This is a genomic window from Pontibacter sp. H249, assembly GCF_037892465.1.
Lineage (GTDB): Bacteria > Bacteroidota > Bacteroidia > Cytophagales > Hymenobacteraceae > Pontibacter.
The window spans coordinates 54,706-79,618 of the sequence record NZ_JBBKTR010000015.1 but is presented as its reverse complement, the minus strand read 5'-3'; the positions used below and the strand labels follow the sequence as shown (position 1 = coordinate 79,618).

The window sequence follows — 24,913 nt, the reverse complement described above, 5'->3', positions numbered from 1 at the left end:
TTGCGGCGGTTCGCAGGTGAAATATAAAATAACCGCATTTATTTATATGGCTGAGAGTAAAGCAAAGGGAAGTGCAAACCCTGAAAGACACAAGGTTCCTATTAAAAGTATACTGGTTACCCAACCACAGCCTACCACAGAAAACTCACCATACTTGTCTATTGCAGAGAAGTACGGCATCAAAGTAGATTTCAGGGCTTTTATTGAGGTAGAGCCTGTACCATACAAAGAATTCAGAAAAGATAAAGTAGATATCCTGTCGCATACAGCGATTATCTTTACAAGCCGCAACGCAGTAGACCATTTCTTCAGAATTTGCCAAGAGAGCAAGATAGAGATGCCTGCAGATATGAAGTACTTCTGTATTTCAGATCAAACGGCTTATTACCTTCAGAAATACATTACACTGCGTAAGCGTAAACTATTTGTAGGCGAAAAAACTGCAAAGGACCTTTTTGAAGTCATCAAAAAGCATAAAAACGAGAAATTCCTGTTTCCGTGCTCTAACATTCGCAAAGAGGATATTCCTGAATTCTTGCAGTCAAACAAGATCAAGCACTCTGAAGCTATCATCTATAAAACAGTGGCAGCCGACTTATCGGACCTGGATGATGTAACGTATGATTGTCTTGCGTTCTTTAGCCCTTCAGGTATAACATCTTTGTTTATCAACTTCCCTGATTTTAAGCAGAACAATACCAGGATTGCCGCATTCGGACCTACAACGGCTAAGGCTGTTAGAGATGCCGGTTTGGAGTTGGATATAGAGGCTCCAATGCCTAATGCTCCATCTATGACGGGTGCAATAGAAGTATATATTCAGAACCAGCAGAAGCAAGAGACGAAAAAATAGTTATCTAACGCAACTTTTATCTCTTAAATACATACTATTAAACGCAAAAGCTAGTATTGGCTAAAATACTAGCTTTTGCGTTTTACCGTTTAATATTTATATTTGATTATTGCTTCTCTGATACTGATTGTATAAAATCTTGCCTGCTTATAACTGCTTATGAGAAAGCTTTTACCAATTTTGTTGCTGATGCTGTTAAGTCAGACTGTAGCATGGGCACAGCAACAGCCACAGTTCACTCACTATGGCTTTAATGGTATGCAAATAAGTCCAGCATATGCAGGTATAACAAAAAGGCCAGAGATAATGTCTTTGTATCGCTACCAGTGGCTCGGCTACGATGCTACATTTGATGATGGCGGCTCTCCACAAACGCTTCTACTTACTGCGCATACACCTGTAAGGCTTCTTCATGGCGGATTAGGCTTAAACCTGATGCGTGACAAGATTGCTAATACAACAGTGCTCTCGGCTGCGATTTCGTATTCCTTTCATATTAACATAGGAGAGAATAAGCTAGGCCTTGGCGTGCAGGGCAACTTGAATAATATAAAGAAAGGTAGATACAGAGCCATAGATGACGGTGATCCAAGTGTTCCTTTCAATACTTCTGATACCAAATATGATTTGGGCGCTGGTGTGTGGTACCAGTCTGAAACGTTTTACGCTGGAGGTGGGGTAACAAACCTTTTAAATTCTCAATATGAGTTCGCAGATTCTGCCAATACAGGTACAGGTAAGTTTTTAGGTGAAAACCACATCTATGTAACCGCAGGATATAATTTACCTGTAACCACCGATTTGGAGATGACTCCAACAGTTCTTTTAAAGCATGATACCGAAACATTTTCTTTTGATGCCGGGGCCCGTTTTACATACAGCGAAAAATATTGGGCAGGAGTGAATTATAGACATAAAGAAGCTGTTAGTGCGCTTATAGGAATGTCTTTATTTCAGGATAATGCTCTTAGAGTGGGCTATGCGTTTGATTTTACAACATTTAATAGAGAAGCAAAAGCGCCAACTTCGCATGAAGTAATGGTGAATTATAGGTTGCCAGAGCCAATAATAAGATTCAAACCGCCAGTTCGCACTCCGCGATACAATCTCCAGAAATAAGTACAAACATTGAGGCAGTCACTTAAAAATCTTTTCTTATGCCTGATCAGGCTAAGAAAAAATAACATATAGTGTGATAATAATCAATTTATTACGGCGTTAAAAAATAATAAATACGTGTCGTGGTGAATTGCTTTTTATTTGTTGTTAAACCTTTTATATTTGCTACGCTCGAAAAAGTGTACAAAATTAATATTACTGAAAATATTTACTTTTTTTATTACTCAATATGAACAAACTACTTAAGCTGTCTTCCTTCGCTTTGGCGGTAGTACTGCTTGCAAGCTGCGGACTTAGAAGAGGACCTCAGGGAGACCTTGTGGGCGTTGACGACCGACCGGAGTATAATGCTCAGGAGATACCTTACGGGATGGTGCCTTGCCCAGGCGGTACGTTCCATATGGGTCAAGCTGATCAGGATATAGCAGCTTCAATGGCCAACCTGAATAAGCAGGTGACGATTAGTGGATTTTACATGGATGAGACAGAAATCACTAACAATGAATATCGTCAGTTTATCCAGGTAATGATGCAGGACTCAATGGATGTGCTGGGTGAGGAATTTGTAATGACTCAATTGTATCCGGATACAACTGTTTGGGTAAAAGATTTTACATACCACATGGGTGATCCTTTGATGGAGTATTATTTTTCTCATCCTGCTTTTGATGATTATCCTGTTGTAGGTGTAGACTGGTTTGCTGCAAAATATTTCAGCGACTGGAGAACAAAGCTTAAGAACCAGGCTAACGAAGAAGATGGTCGTGCTCCAATGCCAAAATTCAGATTGCCATCTGAGGCTGAGTGGGAGTATGCTGCCAGAGGCGGACGTGATATGTCTGTTTATCCATGGGGTGGACCTTACCTGCGTAATGGTAAAGGTTGCTTGCTAGCTAACTTTAAGCCAGGCCGTGGTGACTATTACAGCGATGGCTTTGTTTACACAGCGCCTGTAGCACAGTACTTCCCTAACGACTTTGGTTTATATGATATGTCAGGCAACGTAGCAGAATGGTGCGAAGATGCCTATTATGACGCTTCAGTTCCGGTAGTATGGGACCTGAACCCAGTATATAACGATGACAACGAGCCTCGTAAAGTAGTAAGAGGTGGCTCTTGGAAGGATATTGCATATTTCCTGGAGACAGGCACACGTAACTTCGAATATCAGGATTCAGCCAGATCATTTATTGGCTTCCGTAATGCCATGATCTACTTAGGAAGATCTTCTGGCAGAGAGTTCAGATAATAAGTAGTAAAAACAGAACCCTAAAATTTACAAAACCCAATAATCCAATCGTTCACTTATTAATTAGAAAACAAAATGAGTAAAGCTAAAGGTCGCAGCTTTTTGTACGACGTATTGATGCCTAAAATATATGGTATTGGTGCAGCTGTCGTAATTGTCGGAGCATTGTTCAAGATCCAGCACTGGGCTGGTGCCGACATAATGCTTATTGTGGGTCTGGGTACAGAGGCTGTAATTTTTGCCCTTAGTGCATTTCAGCCACAGCCACACGATCCGGATTGGGCAAGAGTTTATCCTCAGCTTGCCGATGATTACGCAGGAGAGGCTTTAATACCAGCAACTGCCGCTGTATCAGGTGGATCTTCGTTAACAAAAAAGCTAGACGACATGATGCGTGACGCAGATATCACGCCAGAATCGATCAATAGCCTTGGATTAGGCTTAAACAGACTTAGCGAAACTGCTGCTCAGTTATCAGATATGAGCCAGGCTACGGCAGCTACACAAGATTATACTATCCGTGTAAAGGCAGCAGCTGATCAGTTAGATAACATGAACAAAGCTTATGCAACTACTGCAGAGGCTCTTGCACATATGGCAGGTTCTACAGTAGACGCTAAAGAGTACCACAACCAGATTCAGAACATGACTAGAAACTTAGGCGCTCTGAATGCTGTTTATGAAATGGAACTTCAGGATGCCAACAACCACTTGAAAGCCATGAACAAATTCTATGGCAACTTGACAATGGCCATGGATAACCTGACTGACGCCAGCAAAGATACAGAACAGTTCAAAGAAGAAGTTTCTCGCTTAACGCAGAACCTGCACTCTCTAAACACAGTGTATGGTAACATGCTTTCAGCAATGAGAAGCTAATTCCGGCACAGTTCTAAATCAACAAGAAAACAACAGTTAAAATAGTATAAAATGGCTGGAGGAAAAGAGACACCACGGCAGAAGATGATCGGTATGATGTACCTCGTACTGACCGCTCTTCTTGCCCTACAAGTGAACTCGGCAATCCTGTTAAAATTTCAGTTCCTTGACGAAAGTTTGTTGGGAGTGAATAATAAAACAGTGACTGACAATGCCGGTGTTCTTAAAAACATAGGAGCCGCTGTAGATAAAGGCGGTAACAGACCAAACGATGCGCGTGTATTACAGGATGCACAGGAAATACGCAAGCAAACATCAGAAATGGTGTCATATATCCGTGAAATAAGAAAAGATCTTATTGCTACCACAGGAGGTAAAAATGAGGATGATCCAAATCAATATGCTAATCCTAGTGGTGAGGATAAAGTAGCTATTATGATGATTGGCGCTGCCAATAAAAATAATGGTAAGGCTTATGAGTTAAAAGATAAGCTGAACAATTATGCTAAGTTCCTGAAGAAGTATAACCCGAACACACCAGACCAGTTAGCTAATGATGGTAAGGATGATGTAGTAGCAAAGAACGACAAGACACAGCGTAACAAAGACTTTGCAGAGTTGAACTTCGGTGAGACTCCACTAGTTGCTGCGCTTGCTGTTTTATCTCAGAAAGAAAACGAAGTTCTGAAGTATGAGGCAGATGCGTTACAGTTACTTGCGCAGCGTGTAGGTGCAGATATCATCAAGTTTGAAAAGATATTTGCATTAGCTCGTGCTGAGTCTAAGACAGTAGCGGCTGGTACTAAGTATAAAGCCGAGATGTTTATAGCAGCCTCATCTGATGCGATCACACCAGAAATGTACTATGATGGAAAACCAATCAAAGTTGTAGATGGTAAAGGGCAGATAGAATTTGTAGCTTCTGCTGGCCAGTACGATGCAGACGGAAATGCAGAGAAAACTTGGAAAGGAACTATCAAGATCAACCAGAATGGTGAAGAGAAGACTTTCCCTGTAGAAGAAAAGTACATCGTAGCTAAGCCTGTTATTCAGGTACAGTCTGCTGCAGTACAGGCATTATACTTCGGTTGCGCTAACGAACTGAACATTCAGGTACCTGCGCTGGGTGCAATTTATGATCCTAGCTTTACCGCTAATGGTGGTTCTGCAATCAAAGGTGCTAAAAAGGGTATGGTGACAATTATCCCTAACTCAACTGAGGTTAGCATTAACGTAAGCAGCGGTGGTAACGCCATTGGTACTGAAAAATTCAAAGTAAGACCAATGCCTAAGCCAGAGCTTGTTCCGCTTGTAAACGGCCGTCCGATTGATGTGAAGCGTGGTGTACCTGCGCAGTCGATCAGAGCTGTAGAAATACAGGCAGTAGCAGACGAAGGCTTTAAACAATTATTACCTAACGAAGCACGTTATAGAGTAACAAAGTGGAAAGCTTACCTGGTTAGAAACAACGCTCCTATCGATCAGGGCGAGTTTAACGGGCCTAGTGCCAATCTTTCGAACTTTGCAGCGAAAGCAGCAAAAGGAGATAGAGTAGTAATTGAGGTGCTTGATGTAAAGCGTCTTAACTACAGAGGTGAAGCCGTTGACGCGAAAACTGGGGAAGGCAACTTTATTGTTCCTCTTAACTAATTAAAAACATTACAGGAGTATGAAATTAGCAAAAGTAATAGGTGTAGCAGCAGGCATATTCTTATCTATGGGTGCTATGGCGCAGCAGGTATCAACTACTGCATCAAGCAATCCATCAGCAAGACCTATTCCGGAGCATGATATACTGTTTAAAAAAACAGTATGGCGTAAAATAGACTTACGTGAGAAGCAGAATAAGCCAATGTTCTCTGAAAACAGAGAAATCACTAAGGTAATAATAGAAGCAGTTAAAAGCGGAGAATTAGTAGCCTATAAGTCAGATTCTGTTAACACGCCAATCACAAGAGAAGAGTTTGTCGCCAACATGACTCCAAAAGAATCTGGTGAGCAGCTAAGTGAAGAAGAAATTGCAGCAGGATTTGGTAAGCAGGCTCAGGAAGATGATGGTTGGGGTGCTGCACTAGGTAAAGATGCTACTCAAACGGCTGCTCCTGTAAGCAATGAGTTTTTTCCAAAGCAGTTATACCTGCTGGAGTTAAAGGAAAATGTTGTGTTCGATAAAAAGCGTTCACGCATGTATCACGACATTCAGACTATTAGCTTAAAAGTACCTTCAACGCTAAATCCGCTAGGATTTGAGCAGACAGTAGCAAGCTTTAAGATGAGCGATCTGGTAAGAGTGTTCCGTAACAACCCAGATGTGGCTATATGGTACAATGCTCAGAACGATGCGCAACACAAGAATCTTGCAGATGCATTTGATCTGTGGCTGTTTAGCTCCTACATTACTAAAATTTCGAACCCAGGTGACAGAGGCCTGGCAGATATTTACGGTGGTGGCAAAAAAGGTTTGCTAGCTGCTCAAGAGGCTGCTGAAGCACTAATTGAATATGAGTATAGCTTGTGGAGTTACTAAACGAATAGGCTTTGTCAATAACAAAAAAGGTGACCCCAAAGGTCACCTTTTTTGTTGCTTATAGATAAAACATTGAGGATCAAGAAGCAGTCTTTTCAGAGTGGAAATAGGTATAGAGTATGTTTGCTTTTGCTTTACCAACTTCATCTATAAGTTGTTGATGAGTTAGTTCCTTAAGCTTTTTAACAGATTTATACTTCAATAGTAATGCTTCGGCTGTTGTAGGACCTATACCTTTAACATCTGTTAATTCAGTCTTTAATGTGCCAGCATCACGCTTGCTTCTATGAAAAGTGATAGCAAATCGGTGAGCTTCGTTACGCAGCCGCTGAATTAATTTTAAAGATTCAGATTTTTTATCAATGTATAGAGGAAGTGTATCCCCAGGATAAAAGATTTCTTCAAGACGTTTGGCTATACCTACTACAGCTATTTTACCATAAACTCCAAGTTCTTTCAAAGCCTTTACAGCCATACTTAGCTGGCCTTTACCACCATCAATAATAATCAGTTGGGGTAAGGGCTGATTTTCAGCTAAAAGGCGCTTATACCGACGCGTAACAATTTCATACATAGATTCGAAATCGTTAGGGCCAATAACAGTCTTGATATTGAAGTGACGATAATCTTTTTTGCTAGGCTTGCCATTTTTAAAGCAAACCATTGATGCCACCGGATTATCACCCTGAAAGTTGGAATTGTCAAAACACTCTATCTGGCGAGGAAGCTCAGTCAGGCGCAAATCTTTTTTTAGTGTTTCAAGCACACGCAACTCACGCTGATCACTTAAATCTTTATTTTTTTCCTGTCGGCCTTCACGTTCTTTACGCAAGTACATAGCGTTTTTAAGCGACAGGTTAATAAGCTTCTTTTTGTCACCGATCTGCGGCTGCGTTACACTAATGTTATCTAAAGGTAGTTTAACCTCAAGGTTAGTTATAATCTCACGGGAAGTGCTTTCAAACTCCTGGCGCAGCTGCACGATTACAGAAGCGAGAATGTCCGTATCAGCCTCCTCTAATTTTTTCTCAATCTCCAGCGACTGTGTAAGTATAATAGAGCCATTCATTACTTTCAGGTAGTTTAAGAAAGCACATTGCTCATTACTAGTTATAGTAAACACATCAATATTAGTTAATGTATTACTAACTACAGTAGACTTGGCCTGGAAGTCTTCCAGCATGTCCAGCTTTTGCTTGAACTGGTGTGCTAACTCATACTGAAAATCAGCAGCGGCAGCAGCCATTTGCTCTTTAAAATAATTCTTAGCTACAGCAAGATTACCCGAGAGGATATTTTTAATCTGGGAAATGTAATCATTGTAATGAGTTTCATCTTCCAGAGCTTCGCATGGGCCTTTGCAATTACCAATGTGATACTCTAGGCATACTTTAAACTTACCAGCAGCAATGTTTTCAGGAGAAAGATTATAAGTACAGGTTCGTAGCGGGTAAAGTGTGCATATCAGATCCAGCACCACATTCATAGTGGTTATACTCGGATAGGGGCCAAAGTAACGCGAACCATCATTAAGCTTATTGCGAGTACTGATTACCCTCGGAAAACGCTCGTTTAAGATGCAAATGTATGGATAAGTTTTACCGTCTTTGAGAAGTATATTATACTTTGGCTGGTACTGCTTAATCAAGTTGTTTTCAAGCAAAAATGCATCAGCTTCAGTATCAACTATGGTAAACTCTATGTGCTTGATTTGAGAGACAAGCTTAAGTGTTTTCTTATTATGTTGTGCAGAGCGGTTGAAATAAGAGCTAACACGTTTTCTTATATCAACTGCTTTGCCAACATAGATGATACCTTTATCATCAAAGAATTTATAGATGCCCGGTTTATGAGGCAGATGCGAAATTTGTTCCTTCAGCTTTTCGTTTGCTGGCATATAGTAACCTGATTAGATCTCTGCGTCTAAGTTAATCTCTGTAGGCATATTAAGGAATTCATCTTGCATAGTTGAGTCTATAGGAATGCCTTGATTATACTTTGCACAATCTAATTCTACCGATAAAGGCATCAAAGGTTTAGGAAAAGCATCCTTTGATACATCCAGAGTTTTATCTGCATAAACTTTTTGCATAAAAGAACCATAGACAGGCATTGCTAATTTGTTACCTTGGCCTAAAGCAATTGTACGGAAGTGAATAGAACGATCTTCTCCGCCAACCCATGTGCCTGCAACAAGATTTGGTGTAATACCCATAAACCAAGCGTCAGACTGATTTTGAGTAGTACCTGTTTTGGCACCGATTTCATTTTTAAGACCGTTTCTATGGCGAAGACCATAATAAGCAGTACCACCTGGCTCAGCGGCAGCTTTCAGCATGTGCACCATCAGGTAAGCAGTTTCTTCGCTAAGTGCCTCCACAGTTTTAGGTGCATGTTCATACAACACATTGCCATGTTTATCCTCTATTCTAGTAATAAAGCTAGGCTCAACCCATGTACCTCCATTAACGAACGTACCGTAAGCACCAACCATGTCAAATAAGGATACATCACTAGTACCAAGTGCCAGTGAAGGAGTAGGATCTAAAGGTGTGGATATACCCATACGCTTAGCCGTCTGCACCAGTGTTTCAGGGCCGAGCTTATTTACTAGGTATGCAGAGACAGAGTTAACAGACTGTGAAAGCGCCTTACGCAAGGTAAATTTCTCGCCGCTATACTTATTGTCAGAGTTATTAGGGCACCACATAGTTCCATCCGGAAGTGGAACACACACCTGGGCATCAATTACCTCATAGCAAGGATAATACCCATTCTCGACGGCAGCTGTATAGAGAAACGGCTTAAACGTAGAACCAGGTTGCCGAACACCCTGCTTCACGTGGTCATACTTAAAGTGCTTATAGTTAATACCGCCCACCCAAGCCTTAATGTGGCCAGTTTGAGGCTCCATAGCCATAAAGCCAGCCTGAAGGAAGTGCTTGTAATACTTAAGCGAATCCATTGGGCTCATTACAACATCCTTTTCACCATCCCAAGTAAAAATTCGCATTGGCATTTTCTTGTTCAGGTAATAATTGATAGAATCCTGGTTGCCATCGAAGCGGGCATTCAGACGGCGGTAGCGCTCAGTACGTTTAATAGCAACTTCCGGGAAATTCTTGATCTCCTGATTATTTCTATCTACCCAAGGGTTGCGATTCTTCCAGTGATCAAAGAAAAGTTTTTGCTGAGCTTTCATATGCTCTTCCATAGCTTCCTCTGCATACTTCTGCATACGGGAATCAATGGTAGTATAAATCTTTAGCCCATCGGCATAAAGGTCATAGCCGTTTTCGCGGCACCACTGCAGCAGGAATTTACTTGCTTCTGTTCTAAAGTATGGTGCAAGGCCAATATTCTGGTTCTCTACCCGATAATCAAGTTTAATATCATTGTCTTTCAGGTTATTATATTCATCTTCTGACATGAAGCCATACTTCACCATCTGAGACATAACCACATTACGGCGGTGCTTGGAATTCTCAGGTTTAAACTTTGGACTGTAGTAGTTTGGATTTTTAAAGAGACCGACCAGTACAGCAGACTCATAAACCTGTAAATCTTTAGGTTTCTTGTTAAAGAATGTCTTCGCAGCTGATTCGATACCAAAAGCATTACTTCCAAACTCAAAAATATTGAGGTACATAAGCATGATTTCACGCTTAGTATATGACCTTTCTAACTTTACGGCCATAATCCACTCTTTGGTTTTTTGAATCAAAGTTCTCAAACCAGGAACATCGTTCAATAAACCATTATTTAATTCTTCACCTCTGGTTTTAAATAAGTTTTTAGCAAGCTGCTGAGTAAGTGTACTACCTCCACCTTTCGAGCTGCCAATCATAAGTCCTCCAGCAACACGCGCCATTGCCTCTGGGTCTATGCCTGAGTGGTCTTCAAAACGAACATCTTCTGTTGCAATAAGAGCATTAATGAAGTTTTCTGGCAAATCTTCATACTCTACCGGAGTTCTGTTTTCTCTGAAGTACTTTCCTAAAACAGCATTATCAGCGGAGTAAATCTCGGATGATAGCGCACTTTTAGGGTTTTCGAGAGTGCGCATGTTAGGTAATTCACCAAACAGGTTCAGGAAGTTTATACTTACAGCATACAAGTAAAGTATAAAGGCTGCAAAACCACCTAAAAACAGCACCCAAAGGGTAGAAGCAATTTTAGGATAAACAGATTTTGGTTGAGAATCGACTGTTTTTTGACGCGTAGTCATGTATTAATAATTGTTTTTAAAGAAGGTCAAGTAAGCATCCAAGTCTTTCTTCTGCAGGAACTTCTGGTAATTAGCAGATGAAATAACAAAGGTAACGAATTCTACGCCTCTTATTCTACCAATTGGCGATTGTGGCGCTTTTTGTTTTACGCTATAAGCCTGTGCCTGCTTCGCATCGGTAAAAGAACGCATAACAAGCATGGCTTTATCAGTAGAGAAAGCAACAGAATCTATACTTAGCTGTTGGTTTCTATAATAAGTGCTGTTATACTTTTCATACTTAGGCTGCACATCTTTGAAAGCAGGTGCAGCAGTAGGATACAGCAGTACTACATAAAAAGCAGAGTCTGCACTGGCCTCATAAGCCATAGGGTCTGCAACTGGCGCAGTAGGTTCAGGCAAACTAACTGTGTCAACGGGCGCAGTAACATTGGCAGCAGGTTGTTCAACCTTCTTTTGTGAGGCTTCCTTTTCTTCAGGAACCGCAGCCTTTGCGGCTGTGTCTGGTTTGGCTGTTTCAGGAGCCACTGTAGCAGGTGATAACTGCGGTATAGCCTTTGCCACAGATGCCGTAGCTGTAGGAGCAATTTCTGTGCTAACTTTTTCTTCTGGCGTAGCAGTACTGGCTGTTGTTTGTTTTGTCGGAGATAAAACAGGAACATCCTGGCGCAACTCATTCTTTTGTTTCAGGCTATTATAAGTAGTCAGCAGTTGGTCAGCTTGCGACACTAATGGGCTGCCGGGATAAGCTTTCTTAAAAGCGTTTAGCTCATTGTAAAGTATATCAGGCTTCTGAGTTCGTGCAGTTATCATTACTCTTAGATAAGCCACCTTATCCGGGATGTCATTAAGAGGGTATTGGCTAACCAGTTGGTTTAATAGATTTGTTGCTTTATCAAATTCAACAGCATCATAAAAGGTATAAGCAGAGTCGTATAGCACGTGTGCTTTCAGGTTATCAGCGGCGTTTTTGTTCAGAAAATCTGAGTCGTCTACAAGGCGCGCAAAGGTAGTATTAGGGTACTGTTGCTTTATTTTGTGATAGTATGCCTGCTGCAGTTCCTGGTTTGTAGTTTTGCCATACAACAGGTATAAACTATAATAAACTTCAGCGGTGTGTTCAGAGTTAGGGAACCGTTTCAGCATCTCCTCAAAAGTCTGGATTGCCTTTTCCTCGTTTCGGAGTTTCTGGCTGTATATGTTGCCTAACTTAAAGTATGCATCCTCCATCTGCTTCTCAGATCGCATTAGGTCTGCAGTTGATAAAGGAATGTTTTTCAGGTATTGCTGCATCTGCATGTTAGTCCTCTCCTCTGACGTCATTTGCTGTTCAGGAGAAGCAACAGGGGCACGGGCAATTTCAGCCTGATTTGCGTTGCCGCTCTCGCCACGTGCGCGTATGCGCCAGAAATCCTGCAAAGGTCTATCGCCCCAACGGCGCGCAAACTCAGATCTGGCAGAGGCAAGAGCTGTAGGATTATCAAAATACCACACGCCGCCAACCATTGTGTTATCCTGTACACCGCTATTATTGCGCTGGCTCCTGTTATTACCGCTTGAATTTCTGCGTTCGTTAGCTTGAGATGCTGCTACCTGGCGGGCAGAATCCTGCTGGCGTTGTTGTTCCTGCTGCTGCACGAGCTGCTGCAGGTATTCTATACGCTCAGTGTCACTCATGCGCGCCAGGCGCTGCAGGCTATCCTGGGTTTGGATCGTTGCATACTGTTTAGCAAAATCAGCAAGTATGTCTCTCCGCTCTACCACAGCCTCGTAAGTAGGGGCTGTTTGCGGATAAGCCTGTGTGGCACTATCGTAGTATACAGCTGCCAGATTATACTTGCTCAGGTTGTCGAAGTATATTTCGCCGGCAGATACATAGCTATAGGCTTTCTGATTTTGCAGAGAGCCTGGAGTACGCAGTGATTGCTCAAGATAGGCAAGAGCTTTGTCGTAGTTCTGCTTGCGAAGCTCGAACTGCGCCATTTCGTAGTATATCTTATTTTTATACTCCGTGTTCTTATCATCCTTCAGCAGTTTTTTGTAATAATTAGCAATGCGCTCCATATCCTGCTTGTCCTCAAGCTCAGACACCTGACCAATGTTAAGCCTGCTGAAGAAGCCCAAGTCGTAAGGTGGATTACGGCGTAATATTTTGCTGTATTGCTTATATGCCTCTCTATCTTGGTTTGATAGCTGGTAAAGCTGTGCGAGTATAAACCTGATGCGTGACTCTCTGTCGTTATCGTCGAAATTGGGCAGCGAGTAGGCTAAGTTTTCTATAATGGCAGTGGTATCGCCTAACAAGCGGTGATATTGCGCACGCACTAAGTATAATTCTCGTGCATTGTCTTTATTTAAGCGCTCTTTGCGCAGGTACTCTGATACCTGCTGTGCATTGTCCATTTCGCCTGTCTGCAAAAATGTACGCATCAGCCATACCAGCGCCTCGTGCTTGTCATCAGCGTTTTTACTTGTGGCATTTACATATTTAAAAGTGCGGGATGCCTCGCCGAAGTTGAGCTGATAATAGTTAGCCTGACCTATTAGGATATAGCAGTTGTCTATCCACTTACTGTTCTTGTGGTACTGTATCGGGAAAGAGGCTTTCTTTATAACATCTTCCAGGTCAGCGGCAAGTGCCTTAGCAGTGGTAGAGTCTATTGTAGGATAAATGGGCAGAACTTGGTTGTAATCATATTGTATGCCCTCTTCTAGGCCACGCTCAATGGCAGCCATTTTCTCCTTTGCCAGAAAATAGCCGTTATAACGGGCGGTTGTGTTATGGTAGGTTTTGCTAAGAGGATTTTTACGTTCTACAGAGCAACCAGCCAGTACAAGCCCAACTAACAGAAAGTATAAATAAAGGTGATGCTTGTTCAAGTTAAATCGGGAGCAAAGGTTTGTGTACAGTACAATATAATTCTAACGTAACAGGCACATGCTAAAGTATAGCATACAGTTAAGGCGCTTATTACTCTAGTAAGCTATTATAGGTTCTGGTAACTAACTAATACAAAACTACAATATTATAGCAATAGTAAAACATGCTTCAGGCATAGTCTGCTATTGAACTATACAAAACCTGAATTGGTTTCAGGCGCAGTCGCCTGTACTGAGTAACAAAAGATATAACACAGGCGTGCACTAAGCTCATAAAAAAGAACTAATTTTGCATCGGTTTAAAAATCAGCGCGCAAATGCCGGAAAAATCACCATCGGAAAAACAGAACGGAGACAACATAAAGCCTTACCTGAAGTACTCCGGCCTGGCATTTCAGATGATTGGAGCTATGGTGTTGGCAGCGTTTGCGGGTATGAAATTGGATGAATATTTCCAGACACAGAATCCTTGGTTTACTATTGTGCTGCTCGTTATAGCAGTGGTGGTATCTATGGTGCTGGTTATTCTATCGCTTAATAAAAAATAAATCAGGTGAATTTTCTTAGAAATCTTCTCATTTTCTCAGGTATCATAGGCATGATTACAGCTGCACTTGCCTACTATACCGGCAATCAGTTGGTGCATACTTATGTTTGGTACATCTTCGGTTTTTTTGTGCTAGTTACAGCACTTACCTTTTACATTAGTCGTCTGGGTGTCAGCTACGATAGCGATAACTTCCAGTTGTACTACTTTGGATCTATGGGCTTCCGGATGATCTTAAGTATAGCCGTGATATTCATATATGTTTACCTGTTTTCAGAAAATGAATTACAGTTTGTTCTAAACTTCTTTGTGTTTTATTTTCTATTTACCGGGTTTGAAATTTACAGCTTATTGGCTAACTTGCGCCCGAATTTGAAAAGGCAGGACTAAAAATAAGGCAAAGCTTTATAAAATCTGTTTCTAAATCTCTCTTAATGAAGAAGTTATTAGTATTACTGTTTTCCTTCTTAACAATCACGGCTTATGCCGCTGAGCCAGCAGAAGGTGGCGAGTTTAAGCCAGGCGACATGATTACGCATCACATCGCTGATGATTATACCTGGCACTTTGCTGATGGGGTGGTTCTTTATTTGCCAGTTATTCTGGTAGATAACGGAGAGGTGAATGTTTTCTCGTCAAGTAATTTCTATAACGAGAACCATGAGATTGTCCCTTACAATAATTATGTAATGGATCATGGTCATATTTACAAAGCTGACGCTGCAGGTGAGCCAATGGTTGATTATGCTGGACTTTATGACCTGTCTATTACAAAGAACGTGGCTTCTATGTTTGTAAGTGTTGCGTTGCTGTTCTTTGTGTTCTTTGGAATTGCGTCATCTTATAAAAAGAATCCAGGTAAGGCGCCAAGAGGGATGCAATCATTCTTCGAGCCGATTATTATCTTTATTCGTGATGAAATTGCGAAGGCAAACATTGGTCCGAAATATGAGCGTTACATGCCATATCTGCTTACTGTCTTCTTCTTTATCTGGTTCAATAACCTTTTAGGGCTAATGCCAGGTGGTGCTAACTTAACAGGTAACATAGCAGTTACACTTGTATTGGCTGCTCTTACACTTCTTATTACAGTATTTAGCGGTAATAAGAACTACTGGGCTCACATCTTCGCAACACCTGGTGTTCCAAAATGGCTGGCTCCTATTATGATCCCGGTAGAATTGATTGGTATCCTGACTAAGCCTTTCTCTCTGATGGTTCGTCTTTTTGCGAACATCACGGCAGGTCACATCATTATTCTTTCCCTGTTTAGCTTGATCTTTATTTTCCAAAGCGTTGCAGTAGGCCCGTTAAGCGTGGCATTTGCCACCTTCATGAACTTCCTGGAGTTGTTCGTGGCGCTGCTACAGGCTTATATCTTCACCCTTCTTTCTGCTATGTACTTTGGTGGCGCTGTTGAAGAGCATCACCACGATGAGCACGCGCACGGAGAAGCACATTAATTCTGAATTTTTATTTTTTAACTCTATATAACTACTATTATGTTATTAGCTCTTTTGCTTCAAGCAGCGACCACTGATTTTGGTTTAGCTATCATGGGTGCCGGTATCGGTGCTGGTCTAGTAGCTCTAGGCGCTGGTTTGGGTATCGGTAGAATCGGTGGCTCTGCTATGGAATCTATCGCTCGTCAGCCTGAGGCTGGTGGTAAAATCCAGACTGCCATGATTATCGCGGCCGCCCTTATCGAAGGTGTTGCACTATTCGGTGTGGTAGTTTGCTTGTTAATTTCTTTCAAAGGCTAATTAGTCTTTTGATGATCTCACGTCCGGACGCATGGTCCGGACGATGAGGTCTGAAGTAGTTTGAGGCAGTTGAAGGTGCTCGTCTGCCAGAGTAAAATCGAGGCCCTTAAATAGAAACAAGATTTCAAATAAGATAAACAAATGAGCTTAGTAACCCCAGGTTTTGGTCTGATTTTCTGGCAGCTGGTAACATTCCTGATCGTTCTGTTCCTGCTAGCTAAATTTGCTTGGAAGCCAATCATGAAAGCGCTTAACGAGCGTGAAGCTTCCATTGAAGATGCATTAAGCGCTGCCGAAAGAGCAAAGCTTGAGATACAATCGCTAAAAGCAGATAACGAGAAGCTGTTGGCAGAAGCACGTTTAGAGCGTGATAAAATTCTTAAAGAAGCTTCTGAAGCTGGTAATGCTCTTGTTGAGTCAGCAAAGCTGAAAGCCAACGAGGAAGGTGCACGCATGATTGCACAGGCACGTGAGGCAATCGAAAATGAGAAGCGCGCCGCTATCACAGAAGTGAAGAATATGGCAGCTACTCTTTCTCTTGATATTGCAGAGCGCATCCTGAGAAAAGAGCTTAGCAACCCAGCTGCACAGCAGGAGCTGGCAGCGGACTACATCCGTGAAGTAACGCTTAACTAAAAGAATCTAAAGGTGGTTTGCCTTAACGCGGCCGCTGTATCATAAACAAGCATTATGTCAGAATTTAGAGTTGCTTCCAGATACGCGAAGTCGCTGATTGAGCTGGCCAATGAGAAAGGCATACTGGAGGAAGTGCATAACGATATGCAGCTTTTTTCAAAGGTAGTTTCTCAGAACCGCGATTTTCAGCTGTTGCTTCAGAACCCGATAGTTAAGCCTGATAAAAAGCTGGCTATACTTAACGGGGTATTTAAAGGCAAAGTGCAGGAGCTTACACTGGCTTTTTTCAGCATTGTAGCCCGCAAGCAGCGTGAGTCTCACCTTGAGTTCATCGCAGCTTCTTTTGAAGAGCAGTACAATACGATCAAAGGTATTGTTAAAGCTCAGGTAACATCGGCGCTGCCGCTTACTGCAAACCTGCGCGAGCAATTAGTAGGCAAGTTAGCTGCAGAGTATGGTCAGAAAATCCAGTTGTTGGAAATAATCGACCCATCACTAATCGGAGGCTTCGTGCTTAAAGTAGGTGATAAACAAATAGACAGCTCAGTGAAGAACAGTCTTCGCAAGCTGAGAAATGAATTCAAAGACAACCCATACATTAATAAACTATAATCATGGCAGAAGTAAGACCTGACGAAGTATCAGCCATATTAAGAGAGCAGCTATCAAACTTCCGCTCTGAGGCAGAACTGGAAGAAGTTGGTACTGTACTACAAGTGGGTGACGGTGTCGCTCGTATCTATGGCCTTTCCAAAGCACAGTCTGGTGAGCTATTAGAGTTTGAGAACGGACTTCAGGCACTCGTTCTGAACCTGGAAGAGGACAACGTAGGTGCCGTATTGCTTGGTGACTACAGCGAGATCAAAGAAGGGGCTACCGTTAAAAGAACAAACCGCATTGCCTCTATCAAAGCAGGCGAAGGCGTGATTGGCCGTGTAGTAAATACACTTGGTCAGCCTATCGACGGTAAAGGCCCAATTGCGGGTGAATTATATGAGATGCCATTAGAGCGTAAGGCTCCTGGTGTTATCTTCCGTCAGCCGGTAAACGAGCCGCTGCAGACTGGTATCAAAGCGATTGACTCGATGATTCCGATTGGCCGTGGCCAGCGTGAGCTTATCATCGGTGACCGCCAGACTGGTAAAACAGCTGTTGCGATTGACGCTATCCTGAACCAGCGTGAGTTCTTCGAAAGAGGCGAGCCTGTATTCTGTATTTATGTGGCTATTGGCCAGAAAGCATCTACTGTTGCACAAGTTGTGATGGCCCTTGAAAAAGGTGGCGCTATGGATTATACAGTAGTTGTAGCTGCATCAGCTTCTGATCCGGCTCCAATGCAGTTCTTCGCGCCATTTACAGGTGCTGCTATTGGTGAGTTCTTCCGTGATACTGGCCGTCCGGCACTGGTTGTTTATGATGACCTTTCTAAGCAGGCCGTAGCTTACCGTGAGGTATCTCTTCTTCTAAGAAGACCTCCAGGGCGTGAGGCTTACCCAGGTGACGTATTCTATCTGCACTCTCGCTTATTGGAGCGTGCCGCTAAGATCAACGCATCTGATGAGATCGCTAAAAACATGAACGATTTACCGGATTCTCTTCGTCCATTGGTTAAAGGTGGTGGTTCACTTACTGCCCTTCCAATCATCGAGACGCAGGCTGGTGACGTTTCTGCTTATATCCCGACAAACGTAATTTCGATTACGGATGGTCAGATCTTCCTTGAGACAAACCTGTTCAACTCAGGTATCCGTCCTGCGATCAACGTAGGTATCTCGGTATCTCGTGTGGGTGGTTCTGCTCAGATCAAGTCGATGAAGAAAGTAGCTGGTACGCTTAAGCTTGACCAGGCGCAGTTCCGTGAACTGGAGGCTTTCGCTAAATTCGGTTCTGACCTGGATGCGGCAACTAAGCTTACAATTGAGCGTGGCCGTCGTAACCTTGAGATCTTGAAGCAGGCACAGTATTCTCCTGTATCTGTAGAAGAGCAGGTAGCAATTATTTACTGCGCTACAAACGGTTTGATGGATAACGTTCCGGTTTCTGAGGTTAGAGAATTCGAGAAAGACTTCCTGCGTACCATGCGTGCACAGCATAACGATGTGCTGAATGCGCTGAAAGCTGGAAAGTTGGACGACGAAACAACCAACACGATCAAGCAAGTAGCCAGAGAAGTATCGGCTAAGTATAAAAAATAGTTGATTTAAAAAGTCAGGGGTTTGTAGCTAAGGCTGCTAACCCCTGGTTTATGCTTATAGCAACAACATTATGGCAAGTTTAAAAGAGGTTAGAGGCCGCATCACATCCATCTCATCAACACAGCAGATTACAAAAGCCATGAAAATGGTGGCAGCTGCTAAGTTGAGACGTGCACAGGATAACATTCTGCGTATGCGCCCTTACGCTCAGCGCCTAAGCGGAATACTGGCAAACCTATCTTCTATAACGGAAGGCTCTGTAACAAACCAGTACACTGAGAAGCGTGAAGTAAGAAATGTGCTAATTATTGCTGTTTCTTCTGACCGTGGTTTGGCTGGTGCCTTTAACTCAAACATCATAAAAGGTGTTGTTTCTCTTATCAATACAAAGTATAGCGCGCAGCAGGCAACTGGCAACGTTACTATACTTGCGATAGGTCGAAAAGCCTTTGAAGGTTTAAAGAAAAGAGGCTACAACGTAAATGGTGACTACACTACCATTTTCTCAAACTTGTCTTTTGACACAGTAAGAGGCGCTGCCGAGTTTGCCATGAATGGTTTTGTAAATGGCCGATTTGATCAGGTAGATCTTGTGTATAACGAGTTCAAAAACGTTGCTACCCAGATTGTACAGACAGAGCAATTCCTGCCAATTGAGGAAAATCCGGTGGAGGAGAATGCTTCTGCTATGCTGATCGATTATACTTTTGAGCCTTCTAAAGAAGAGATAATACAAGAGCTGATACCAAAGTCGCTTAAAATTCAGGTGTACAAAGCAGTGTTGGAGTCTAATGCTTCTGAGCACGGTGCCCGAATGACGGCGATGGATAAAGCAACAGAGAACGCAGGTGAGCTTCTAAAACAGCTGAAGCTAACCTACAATAGGACGCGCCAAGCTGCAATTACCAAGGAGATTCTTGAAATTGTGGGTGGTGCAGAGGCTCTGGCTTCAGAATAAGAAGAATAAGAACTCAAGAGAAGCAGCGCCCATCAAATAGGTGGGCGCTGCTTCTTTTTTGTAGCTGTACTATACTTACACTGTTAACAAATTAAAAAATTTGAGTTATAACAGGTAATTATCAGAAATGATAAGATACACGCCTGTTATATTTGCAGTTGGTATAATAAAACCCAATGATGATTAGAGACTTAAAGCATACTGTATGGGCAAAGGTGGCTATCGTGATGGTGGTGATGCTGAGTGCCTGTGCAAAACCTGCACAAACAACAACAGCTCAAAACCAGTCAGGTGCTGCTTTAACAGAACTTAACAGGCCAAAGCTGATTGTAGGTATTGTTGTAGACCAAATGCGTTACGATTACCTGTACCGTTACTGGGACAAGTACAGCGATAACGGCTTCAAGAAACTCTTAAGGCAAGGCTTTAACTTTAAGAATACACAGTATAGCTACGTACCAACTTATACAGCACCAGGACATGCCTCTATTTATACAGGCAGTGAGCCTGCACTTAATGGTATAGTAGGCAACAGCTGGTACGATAGAACTACAGGTAAGGTAGTATATTGTACCGAAGATAAGACTGTGAAAACAGTTGGAAGTACATCAGATGCAGGTCTAATGTCGCCGGCTAATCTTGTTACCACCACCATTACAGATGAGCTGAGGCTAGCCACAAATATGGGTTCTAAGGTGATCGGTGTAGCACTGAAAGATAGAGGGTCTATACTGCCTGCTGGTCACTTAGGTAACGGTGCCTATTGGTTCGACTCACAGAACGGTAACTTTATTACAAGTACCTTCTACATGAAAGACTTGCCGGCATGGGTACAGGAGTTCAATAAACAACAGTATCCGGATCAGTACTTGAGCAAAGTATGGAACACATTGCTACCAATTGAACAGTACACAGAAAGTACAGCTGACGACATGCCTTGGGAAGGAACATTATCTGGAGAAAGCAAACCAGTGTTTCCGCACAACCTGCCTACCATCAGGAAGAAAGATTTTGAACTTCTTCGCTCTACTCCAGGTGGGAACACCATCACGAGGGACTTTGCACTTGCTGCTCTTAAAGGCGAGAACTTAGGCAAAGGAAAGTATACGGATTTTTTAACTGTAAGCTTTTCTACACCTGATTACGTAGGTCATACTTTTGGTCCTAATTCTGTTGAGGCTCAGGATGTATTTCTGCGCCTGGATATAGAACTAGGTGAAATGATAGATGCAATAGAGGCTGAAGTAGGTAAAGGAAATGTTTTGTTTTTCCTGACAGCTGACCACGGTGCGGCACATGTACCAGCATACTTGTCGGAGCACAAAATACCTGCCGGAGTATCTACATCGGCCATAATCAGAGACTCTGTAGAGAGCCACCTGACAAAGCTGTATGGCAAAGGACCATGGATAGAACGTTACATGAATCAGCAAATCTATCTGAACAGAAAATTAGTTGACAGTAAAAAGCTACAGTTAAGCGAAGTGCAGCAACGTGTGGCCGAGTATGTAATCCGCTTATCGCCAGTAGAAAGAGCTGTAACAGGATCAAGTCTGGCTACGTCAAGTTGGGCAAGTGGTGCATTAAGCAGAGTAGAGCGTGGTTTCTATCCATCAAGAAGCGGAGACGTGGTATTAATTCTAAGCCCAGCCTGGTTTGAAGGGTATGGATCGGGAAGACAAACAGGTACTACACATGGCTCGTACTCTAACTATGATACCCATGTTCCGATGGTATGGTATGGCTGGAAGGTAAGACACGGTGAAAGCTCGGTAGAAACAAAAGTAGCAGATATCGCTCCAACCATCGCTTCCTGGCTATATATTCAGGAGCCTAACGGAAGCGTAGGGCAACCATTGCAACAACACATGAAATAAACATAGCGCCTGAAGATGAGGAAATAAACGGCGCACATTAAATTTTTTTAAATGGAGAATATGGATAACAACAACCCATGGCATAGCGTGAGCTACGGCGATGAAGCTCCCGAGGTGGTAACCGCAATCATTGAGATACCGAAAGGTTCGAAAGCAAAGTATGAGTTGGATAAGGAAAGTGGTATGCTAAAGCTGGACCGTGTGCTTTTCTCTTCTGTAAATTACCCTGCAAACTATGGCTTTATCCCACAGACCTACTGCGACGATAAAGACCCACTGGATATTTTGGTAATATGCTCGATTGACGTACAACCAATGTGCCTGATAGACGCAAAAGTAATAGGCGTAATGCAGATGATCGATAACAATGAAGAAGATGATAAAATCATTGCGGTAGCCTACAACGATATGTCTGTGCGCCACATTAATGATATTTCTGAGTTACCGCCACACACGCTTCTGGAGATGCGCAGATTTTTTGAAGACTATAAAAAACTGGAGCACAAAGAGGTAATAGTTGAGCAGTTCTTAGGTCGTGAGCACGCTTACAAAATCATAAATGATAGCATTGAACTTTACAATGCGACATTTGGTGAGCCAAAGAAAGTGCGGACACTGTAACAATTTTACTTTTCCTGTTAAGCCTGGCATGGAGACAATCTCTGCGTCAGGCTTTTTGTTTTTATTGCAGTTTGACACACGCAGGAATAGTTGCGTAATTGCAGGTAATGGCCCAGGACCAACATATAAGTATAGAAGGGAAATATAAACCACAGCACCAACTGGCACAACAGATACTGGGAGCCGTGTTGTATAGCAGCGTATTTATCTCCTGCTGTGCCTTTAGCCTGACGATAGAAACATACAAATTGGCAAACCTTCCAATTTCCTTGCCTATGGCTGTTTTTGTTTTTCTAGCTACTTTGTTTACCTACAACCTCAGCAGTGTATATAGTTTTATTCGGAGGCCGCACCAAAAGCAGTATAAACATGGAGCAGCGTGGTGGGAGCGAAATAAAAAGTTACTTGCCATTGTAGGCGCACTAAGTATAGCGGCGGCGGCAGGAGTTTACTTTTATTACGGCCTGGAGGTAAGTATATGGGTTCTGCTACACCTGGCTGTTATTTCTGTGGGATATACGGTTCCTATTATCTATAAATCAAACAAAGTAAAACCTCTAAGAAGTATACCTCTGCTAAAGGTGTTTCTGATAGCTTATGTATGGGCCGTGGTAACGGCATGGTTTCCGTTGCTGGATGCCGGTATAGCAGCCTGGGATGCACAGGCAGTAATGCTGCTGCTGCGCCGCTTCCTGTTTATACTTGCTCTGGCGTTACTTTTTGACATAAGAGATTATGCTTATGACAGAAGTATGAAAACATTAACCATTCCGGGTTTAATTGGTGTAAAAAACACAAAATTGCTGTCGTTGGCGCTTTTAGCAGTTTATGTTTTATTGGCGCTACAAACTGAGGTAAATGAGGTGCAGTGGGCATTGGTAGCCAGTGCAGCAATGGCGGCACTGGTAGTAATATTTTCAAACGAGCATAAGCCACGCATTTATTATGCTTTACTCGCTGATGGTGCCATGCTGCTGCATGCTGGTATGGTGTATCTAGCTTTTAGTTAAGCTGCTGCAGGTGCAGGAAAGCCTGGGGCAGATGATCAATCACATCAGAGGCTATCATGGAAATGTCTCCTACATCTTTTAATGCCAGATCTCCTGCCAAACCATGAATGTATACCCCTAGCAGGCAGGCCTCTTCTAAAGTATAATCCTGAGCAACTAGTGCCGTGATAATGCCGGTGAGAACATCACCAGTACCGCCAGTAGCCATACCAGAGTTACCTGTTGTGTTAAAGTAGAGCTTGCCATCCGGAGTGCCTATGGCTGTATTGTTACCTTTAAGCACGATATAGCATATATATTCTTGGCAGAACTCCAGCATATCGCGTAGGCGGTCGTACTCATTATTGCTTTTACCAACCAGCCGTTCAAACTCCTTAGGGTGCGGCGTGAAAATAACTTTGTTTGCAGGTAATTGTGCTTTAAGCTTTTCGCTGCTCGCTATGATATTAATAGCATCGGCATCTATCACCATAGGTTGCGCAGAGGTAGCAAGCAGCTGACCTAAAGTTGTTTTGGTAGCACGCTCTGTACCTAATCCAGGGCCTATACCAATAGCACTGAATTTCTCCAAATCATCTGGTAGTTCTGAAAGAAGCTTGCGGTTTTTATCTGCAAGTGCCATGGCTTCCGGTACGGCGGTTTGCAGTACAGTATAACCGGCAGATGGCACTTGTAAAGTTAATAAACCCACCCCGCTACGTAGGCAAGCACGGGCAGCTAGAACAGCAGCACCCATTTTACCAAAACCACCGCATAGCAGAAGTGCATGCCCATAGGTGCCTTTGTGGGAGAACTTCTTTCGTGGCTTAATTATAGGCTGAGCATCCTGGTGTGTGGTAAAGTATAAATCTGTCTTTACCTCTGAGATAAATGCCTCGCTTAACCCAATTGGTACCACGTGCCACTCACCAACAAACTCCTCGTGCTGCGGCAAAAAGAAAGCCAGCTTAGGCAACTGAAAACTAACCGTATACTTTGCTTTGATTATGGCCCCTTCGGCTGGCGTTTGGCTGTCGGCGTAAAGGCCAGAGGGCATATCAATAGCAGTAACGAAGGCATCACTGTCGTTAAGTTTATCTATTACCTCAGCAAAAACACCTGTTACAGGGCGATTAAGACCGGTACCGAATAGTGCATCGATAACATTTATACTTGAAGAAAGCGCAGGAATATCATCTGTATTCGTGATGTGCTTTGGGGCAAGCTCGTCAGAAAGGCGCTCTAAATTAACTTTAAAATCCGGGGAAGCTTTTATTGTATCTCCTACCAGAAAAACTTGCACCGTATAGCCGCGCAAGTATAATAACCTTGCCACTACTAATCCATCGCCGCCATTGTTACCAGGCCCGCAGAATATGTAAACTTCTTCTGATGGCAGAAATTTGTTCTCAAACCAGCTAGTAAAAGCTTTTGCTGCACGTTCCATCAGGTCAGCAGAAGTTATTCCTTCTTCTTTTATTGTATAGGCATCTGCTTCTCTGGTTTGTGCTGCGGAAAGAAGTTTCATAGTTTAACTGATGGTTTAGAAGATATACTTGGAATGACAGAATGGGTTTTGTGTGCAGATGCGC

At 42.7% G+C, this 24,913-nt stretch carries 21 protein-coding genes; 17 read left to right on the top strand and 4 right to left on the bottom strand.

What is annotated here, in order from left to right; all coding sequences use genetic code 11:
• Positions 1-46 precede the first annotated feature (46 nt).
• The 6 genes from WG943_RS16870 to porN all read left to right on the top strand — a co-directional run bounded on the left by WG943_RS16870 (position 47) and on the right by porN (position 6,627).
• Positions 47-853, top strand: a complete 807-nt coding sequence (locus WG943_RS16870) for a uroporphyrinogen-III synthase (protein WP_340410789.1) — start codon at positions 47-49, stop codon at positions 851-853.
• A gap of 159 nt (positions 854-1,012) precedes the next feature.
• Positions 1,013-1,972, top strand: a complete 960-nt coding sequence (locus WG943_RS16865) for a PorP/SprF family type IX secretion system membrane protein (protein WP_340410788.1) — start codon at positions 1,013-1,015, stop codon at positions 1,970-1,972.
• Positions 1,973-2,201: 229 nt separating this feature from the next.
• The gene (porK, locus tag WG943_RS16860) at positions 2,202-3,221 is read left to right on the top strand and encodes a type IX secretion system lipoprotein PorK/GldK (RefSeq protein WP_340410787.1); all 1,020 of its coding nucleotides are present in this window, start codon (positions 2,202-2,204) and stop codon (positions 3,219-3,221) included.
• Between the two features lie 75 nt (positions 3,222-3,296).
• The gene (gene porL, locus WG943_RS16855; RefSeq protein WP_340410786.1) at positions 3,297-4,100 is read left to right on the top strand and encodes a type IX secretion system motor protein PorL/GldL; all 804 of its coding nucleotides are present in this window, start codon (positions 3,297-3,299) and stop codon (positions 4,098-4,100) included.
• A gap of 51 nt (positions 4,101-4,151) precedes the next feature.
• Entirely contained in the window at positions 4,152-5,750 is a 1,599-nt protein-coding gene (gene porM, locus WG943_RS16850; RefSeq protein ID WP_340410785.1) for a type IX secretion system motor protein PorM/GldM, read from the top strand.
• 19 nt (positions 5,751-5,769) lie between these two features.
• Positions 5,770-6,627, top strand: coding sequence for a type IX secretion system ring protein PorN/GldN (porN, locus tag WG943_RS16845; protein ID WP_340410784.1), 858 nt, complete (start codon positions 5,770-5,772; stop codon positions 6,625-6,627).
• A gap of 79 nt (positions 6,628-6,706) precedes the next feature.
• Here the strand turns inward: porN and uvrC are convergent, their stop codons facing one another.
• Genes uvrC through porW form a run of 3 tightly spaced genes read right to left on the bottom strand, consistent with a single transcriptional unit; the run spans position 6,707 to position 13,735 of the window.
• Positions 6,707-8,524, bottom strand: coding sequence for an excinuclease ABC subunit UvrC (gene uvrC, locus WG943_RS16840; protein WP_340410783.1), 1,818 nt, complete (start codon positions 8,522-8,524; stop codon positions 6,707-6,709).
• A 12-nt stretch (positions 8,525-8,536) separates the two neighbouring features.
• A complete protein-coding gene (locus WG943_RS16835; protein WP_340410782.1) occupies positions 8,537-10,855 on the bottom strand; it encodes a penicillin-binding protein 1A in 2,319 nt (772 codons plus the stop codon).
• 3 nt (positions 10,856-10,858) lie between these two features.
• The gene (gene porW / locus WG943_RS16830) at positions 10,859-13,735 is read right to left on the bottom strand and encodes a type IX secretion system periplasmic lipoprotein PorW/SprE (protein WP_340410781.1); all 2,877 of its coding nucleotides are present in this window, start codon (positions 13,733-13,735) and stop codon (positions 10,859-10,861) included.
• Between the two features lie 317 nt (positions 13,736-14,052).
• Here porW and WG943_RS16825 point away from each other — a divergent pair, with 317 nt between their 5' ends.
• From WG943_RS16825 to WG943_RS16775, 11 genes are all read left to right on the top strand, one after another.
• Positions 14,053-14,283 (top strand): AtpZ/AtpI family protein, encoded by a 231-nt coding sequence (locus WG943_RS16825; protein WP_340410779.1) that lies wholly within the window; start codon positions 14,053-14,055, stop codon positions 14,281-14,283.
• A gap of 50 nt (positions 14,284-14,333) precedes the next feature.
• A complete protein-coding gene (locus WG943_RS16820) occupies positions 14,334-14,672 on the top strand; it encodes a hypothetical protein (protein ID WP_340410778.1) in 339 nt (112 codons plus the stop codon).
• Between the two features lie 44 nt (positions 14,673-14,716).
• Positions 14,717-15,745 (top strand): F0F1 ATP synthase subunit A, encoded by a 1,029-nt coding sequence (gene atpB / locus WG943_RS16815; protein WP_340410776.1) that lies wholly within the window; start codon positions 14,717-14,719, stop codon positions 15,743-15,745.
• A gap of 39 nt (positions 15,746-15,784) precedes the next feature.
• The gene (atpE, locus tag WG943_RS16810) at positions 15,785-16,045 is read left to right on the top strand and encodes an ATP synthase F0 subunit C (RefSeq protein WP_299817806.1); all 261 of its coding nucleotides are present in this window, start codon (positions 15,785-15,787) and stop codon (positions 16,043-16,045) included.
• A gap of 141 nt (positions 16,046-16,186) precedes the next feature.
• Complete coding sequence (locus WG943_RS16805; protein ID WP_340410773.1) at positions 16,187-16,681, top strand: F0F1 ATP synthase subunit B; 495 nt, start codon at positions 16,187-16,189, stop codon at positions 16,679-16,681.
• 54 nt (positions 16,682-16,735) lie between these two features.
• On the top strand, positions 16,736-17,293 hold the full coding sequence (gene atpH / locus WG943_RS16800; protein ID WP_340410772.1) for an ATP synthase F1 subunit delta: 558 nt from the start codon (positions 16,736-16,738) through the stop codon (positions 17,291-17,293).
• A gap of 2 nt (positions 17,294-17,295) precedes the next feature.
• On the top strand, positions 17,296-18,876 hold the full coding sequence (gene atpA / locus WG943_RS16795) for a F0F1 ATP synthase subunit alpha (RefSeq protein WP_340410770.1): 1,581 nt from the start codon (positions 17,296-17,298) through the stop codon (positions 18,874-18,876).
• Positions 18,877-18,946: 70 nt separating this feature from the next.
• Positions 18,947-19,834, top strand: a complete 888-nt coding sequence (atpG, locus tag WG943_RS16790) for an ATP synthase F1 subunit gamma (protein WP_340410768.1) — start codon at positions 18,947-18,949, stop codon at positions 19,832-19,834.
• Positions 19,835-20,010: 176 nt separating this feature from the next.
• Positions 20,011-21,711, top strand: a complete 1,701-nt coding sequence (pafA, locus tag WG943_RS16785) for an alkaline phosphatase PafA (protein ID WP_340410767.1) — start codon at positions 20,011-20,013, stop codon at positions 21,709-21,711.
• A gap of 60 nt (positions 21,712-21,771) precedes the next feature.
• Positions 21,772-22,332, top strand: coding sequence for an inorganic diphosphatase (locus WG943_RS16780; protein WP_340410859.1), 561 nt, complete (start codon positions 21,772-21,774; stop codon positions 22,330-22,332).
• Positions 22,333-22,439: 107 nt separating this feature from the next.
• Positions 22,440-23,342 carry a hypothetical protein gene (locus WG943_RS16775; RefSeq protein WP_340410765.1) on the top strand — a complete coding sequence of 301 codons (903 nt, stop codon included), beginning with the start codon at positions 22,440-22,442 and terminating at the stop codon, positions 23,340-23,342.
• Here WG943_RS16775 and WG943_RS16770 read toward each other — a convergent pair.
• Positions 23,335-24,849 carry an NAD(P)H-hydrate dehydratase gene (locus WG943_RS16770; RefSeq protein ID WP_340410763.1) on the bottom strand — a complete coding sequence of 505 codons (1,515 nt, stop codon included), beginning with the start codon at positions 24,847-24,849 and terminating at the stop codon, positions 23,335-23,337. The two genes, WG943_RS16775 and WG943_RS16770, sit on opposite strands and share 8 nt — an antisense overlap.
• Between the last annotated feature and the right edge of the window lie 64 nt (positions 24,850-24,913).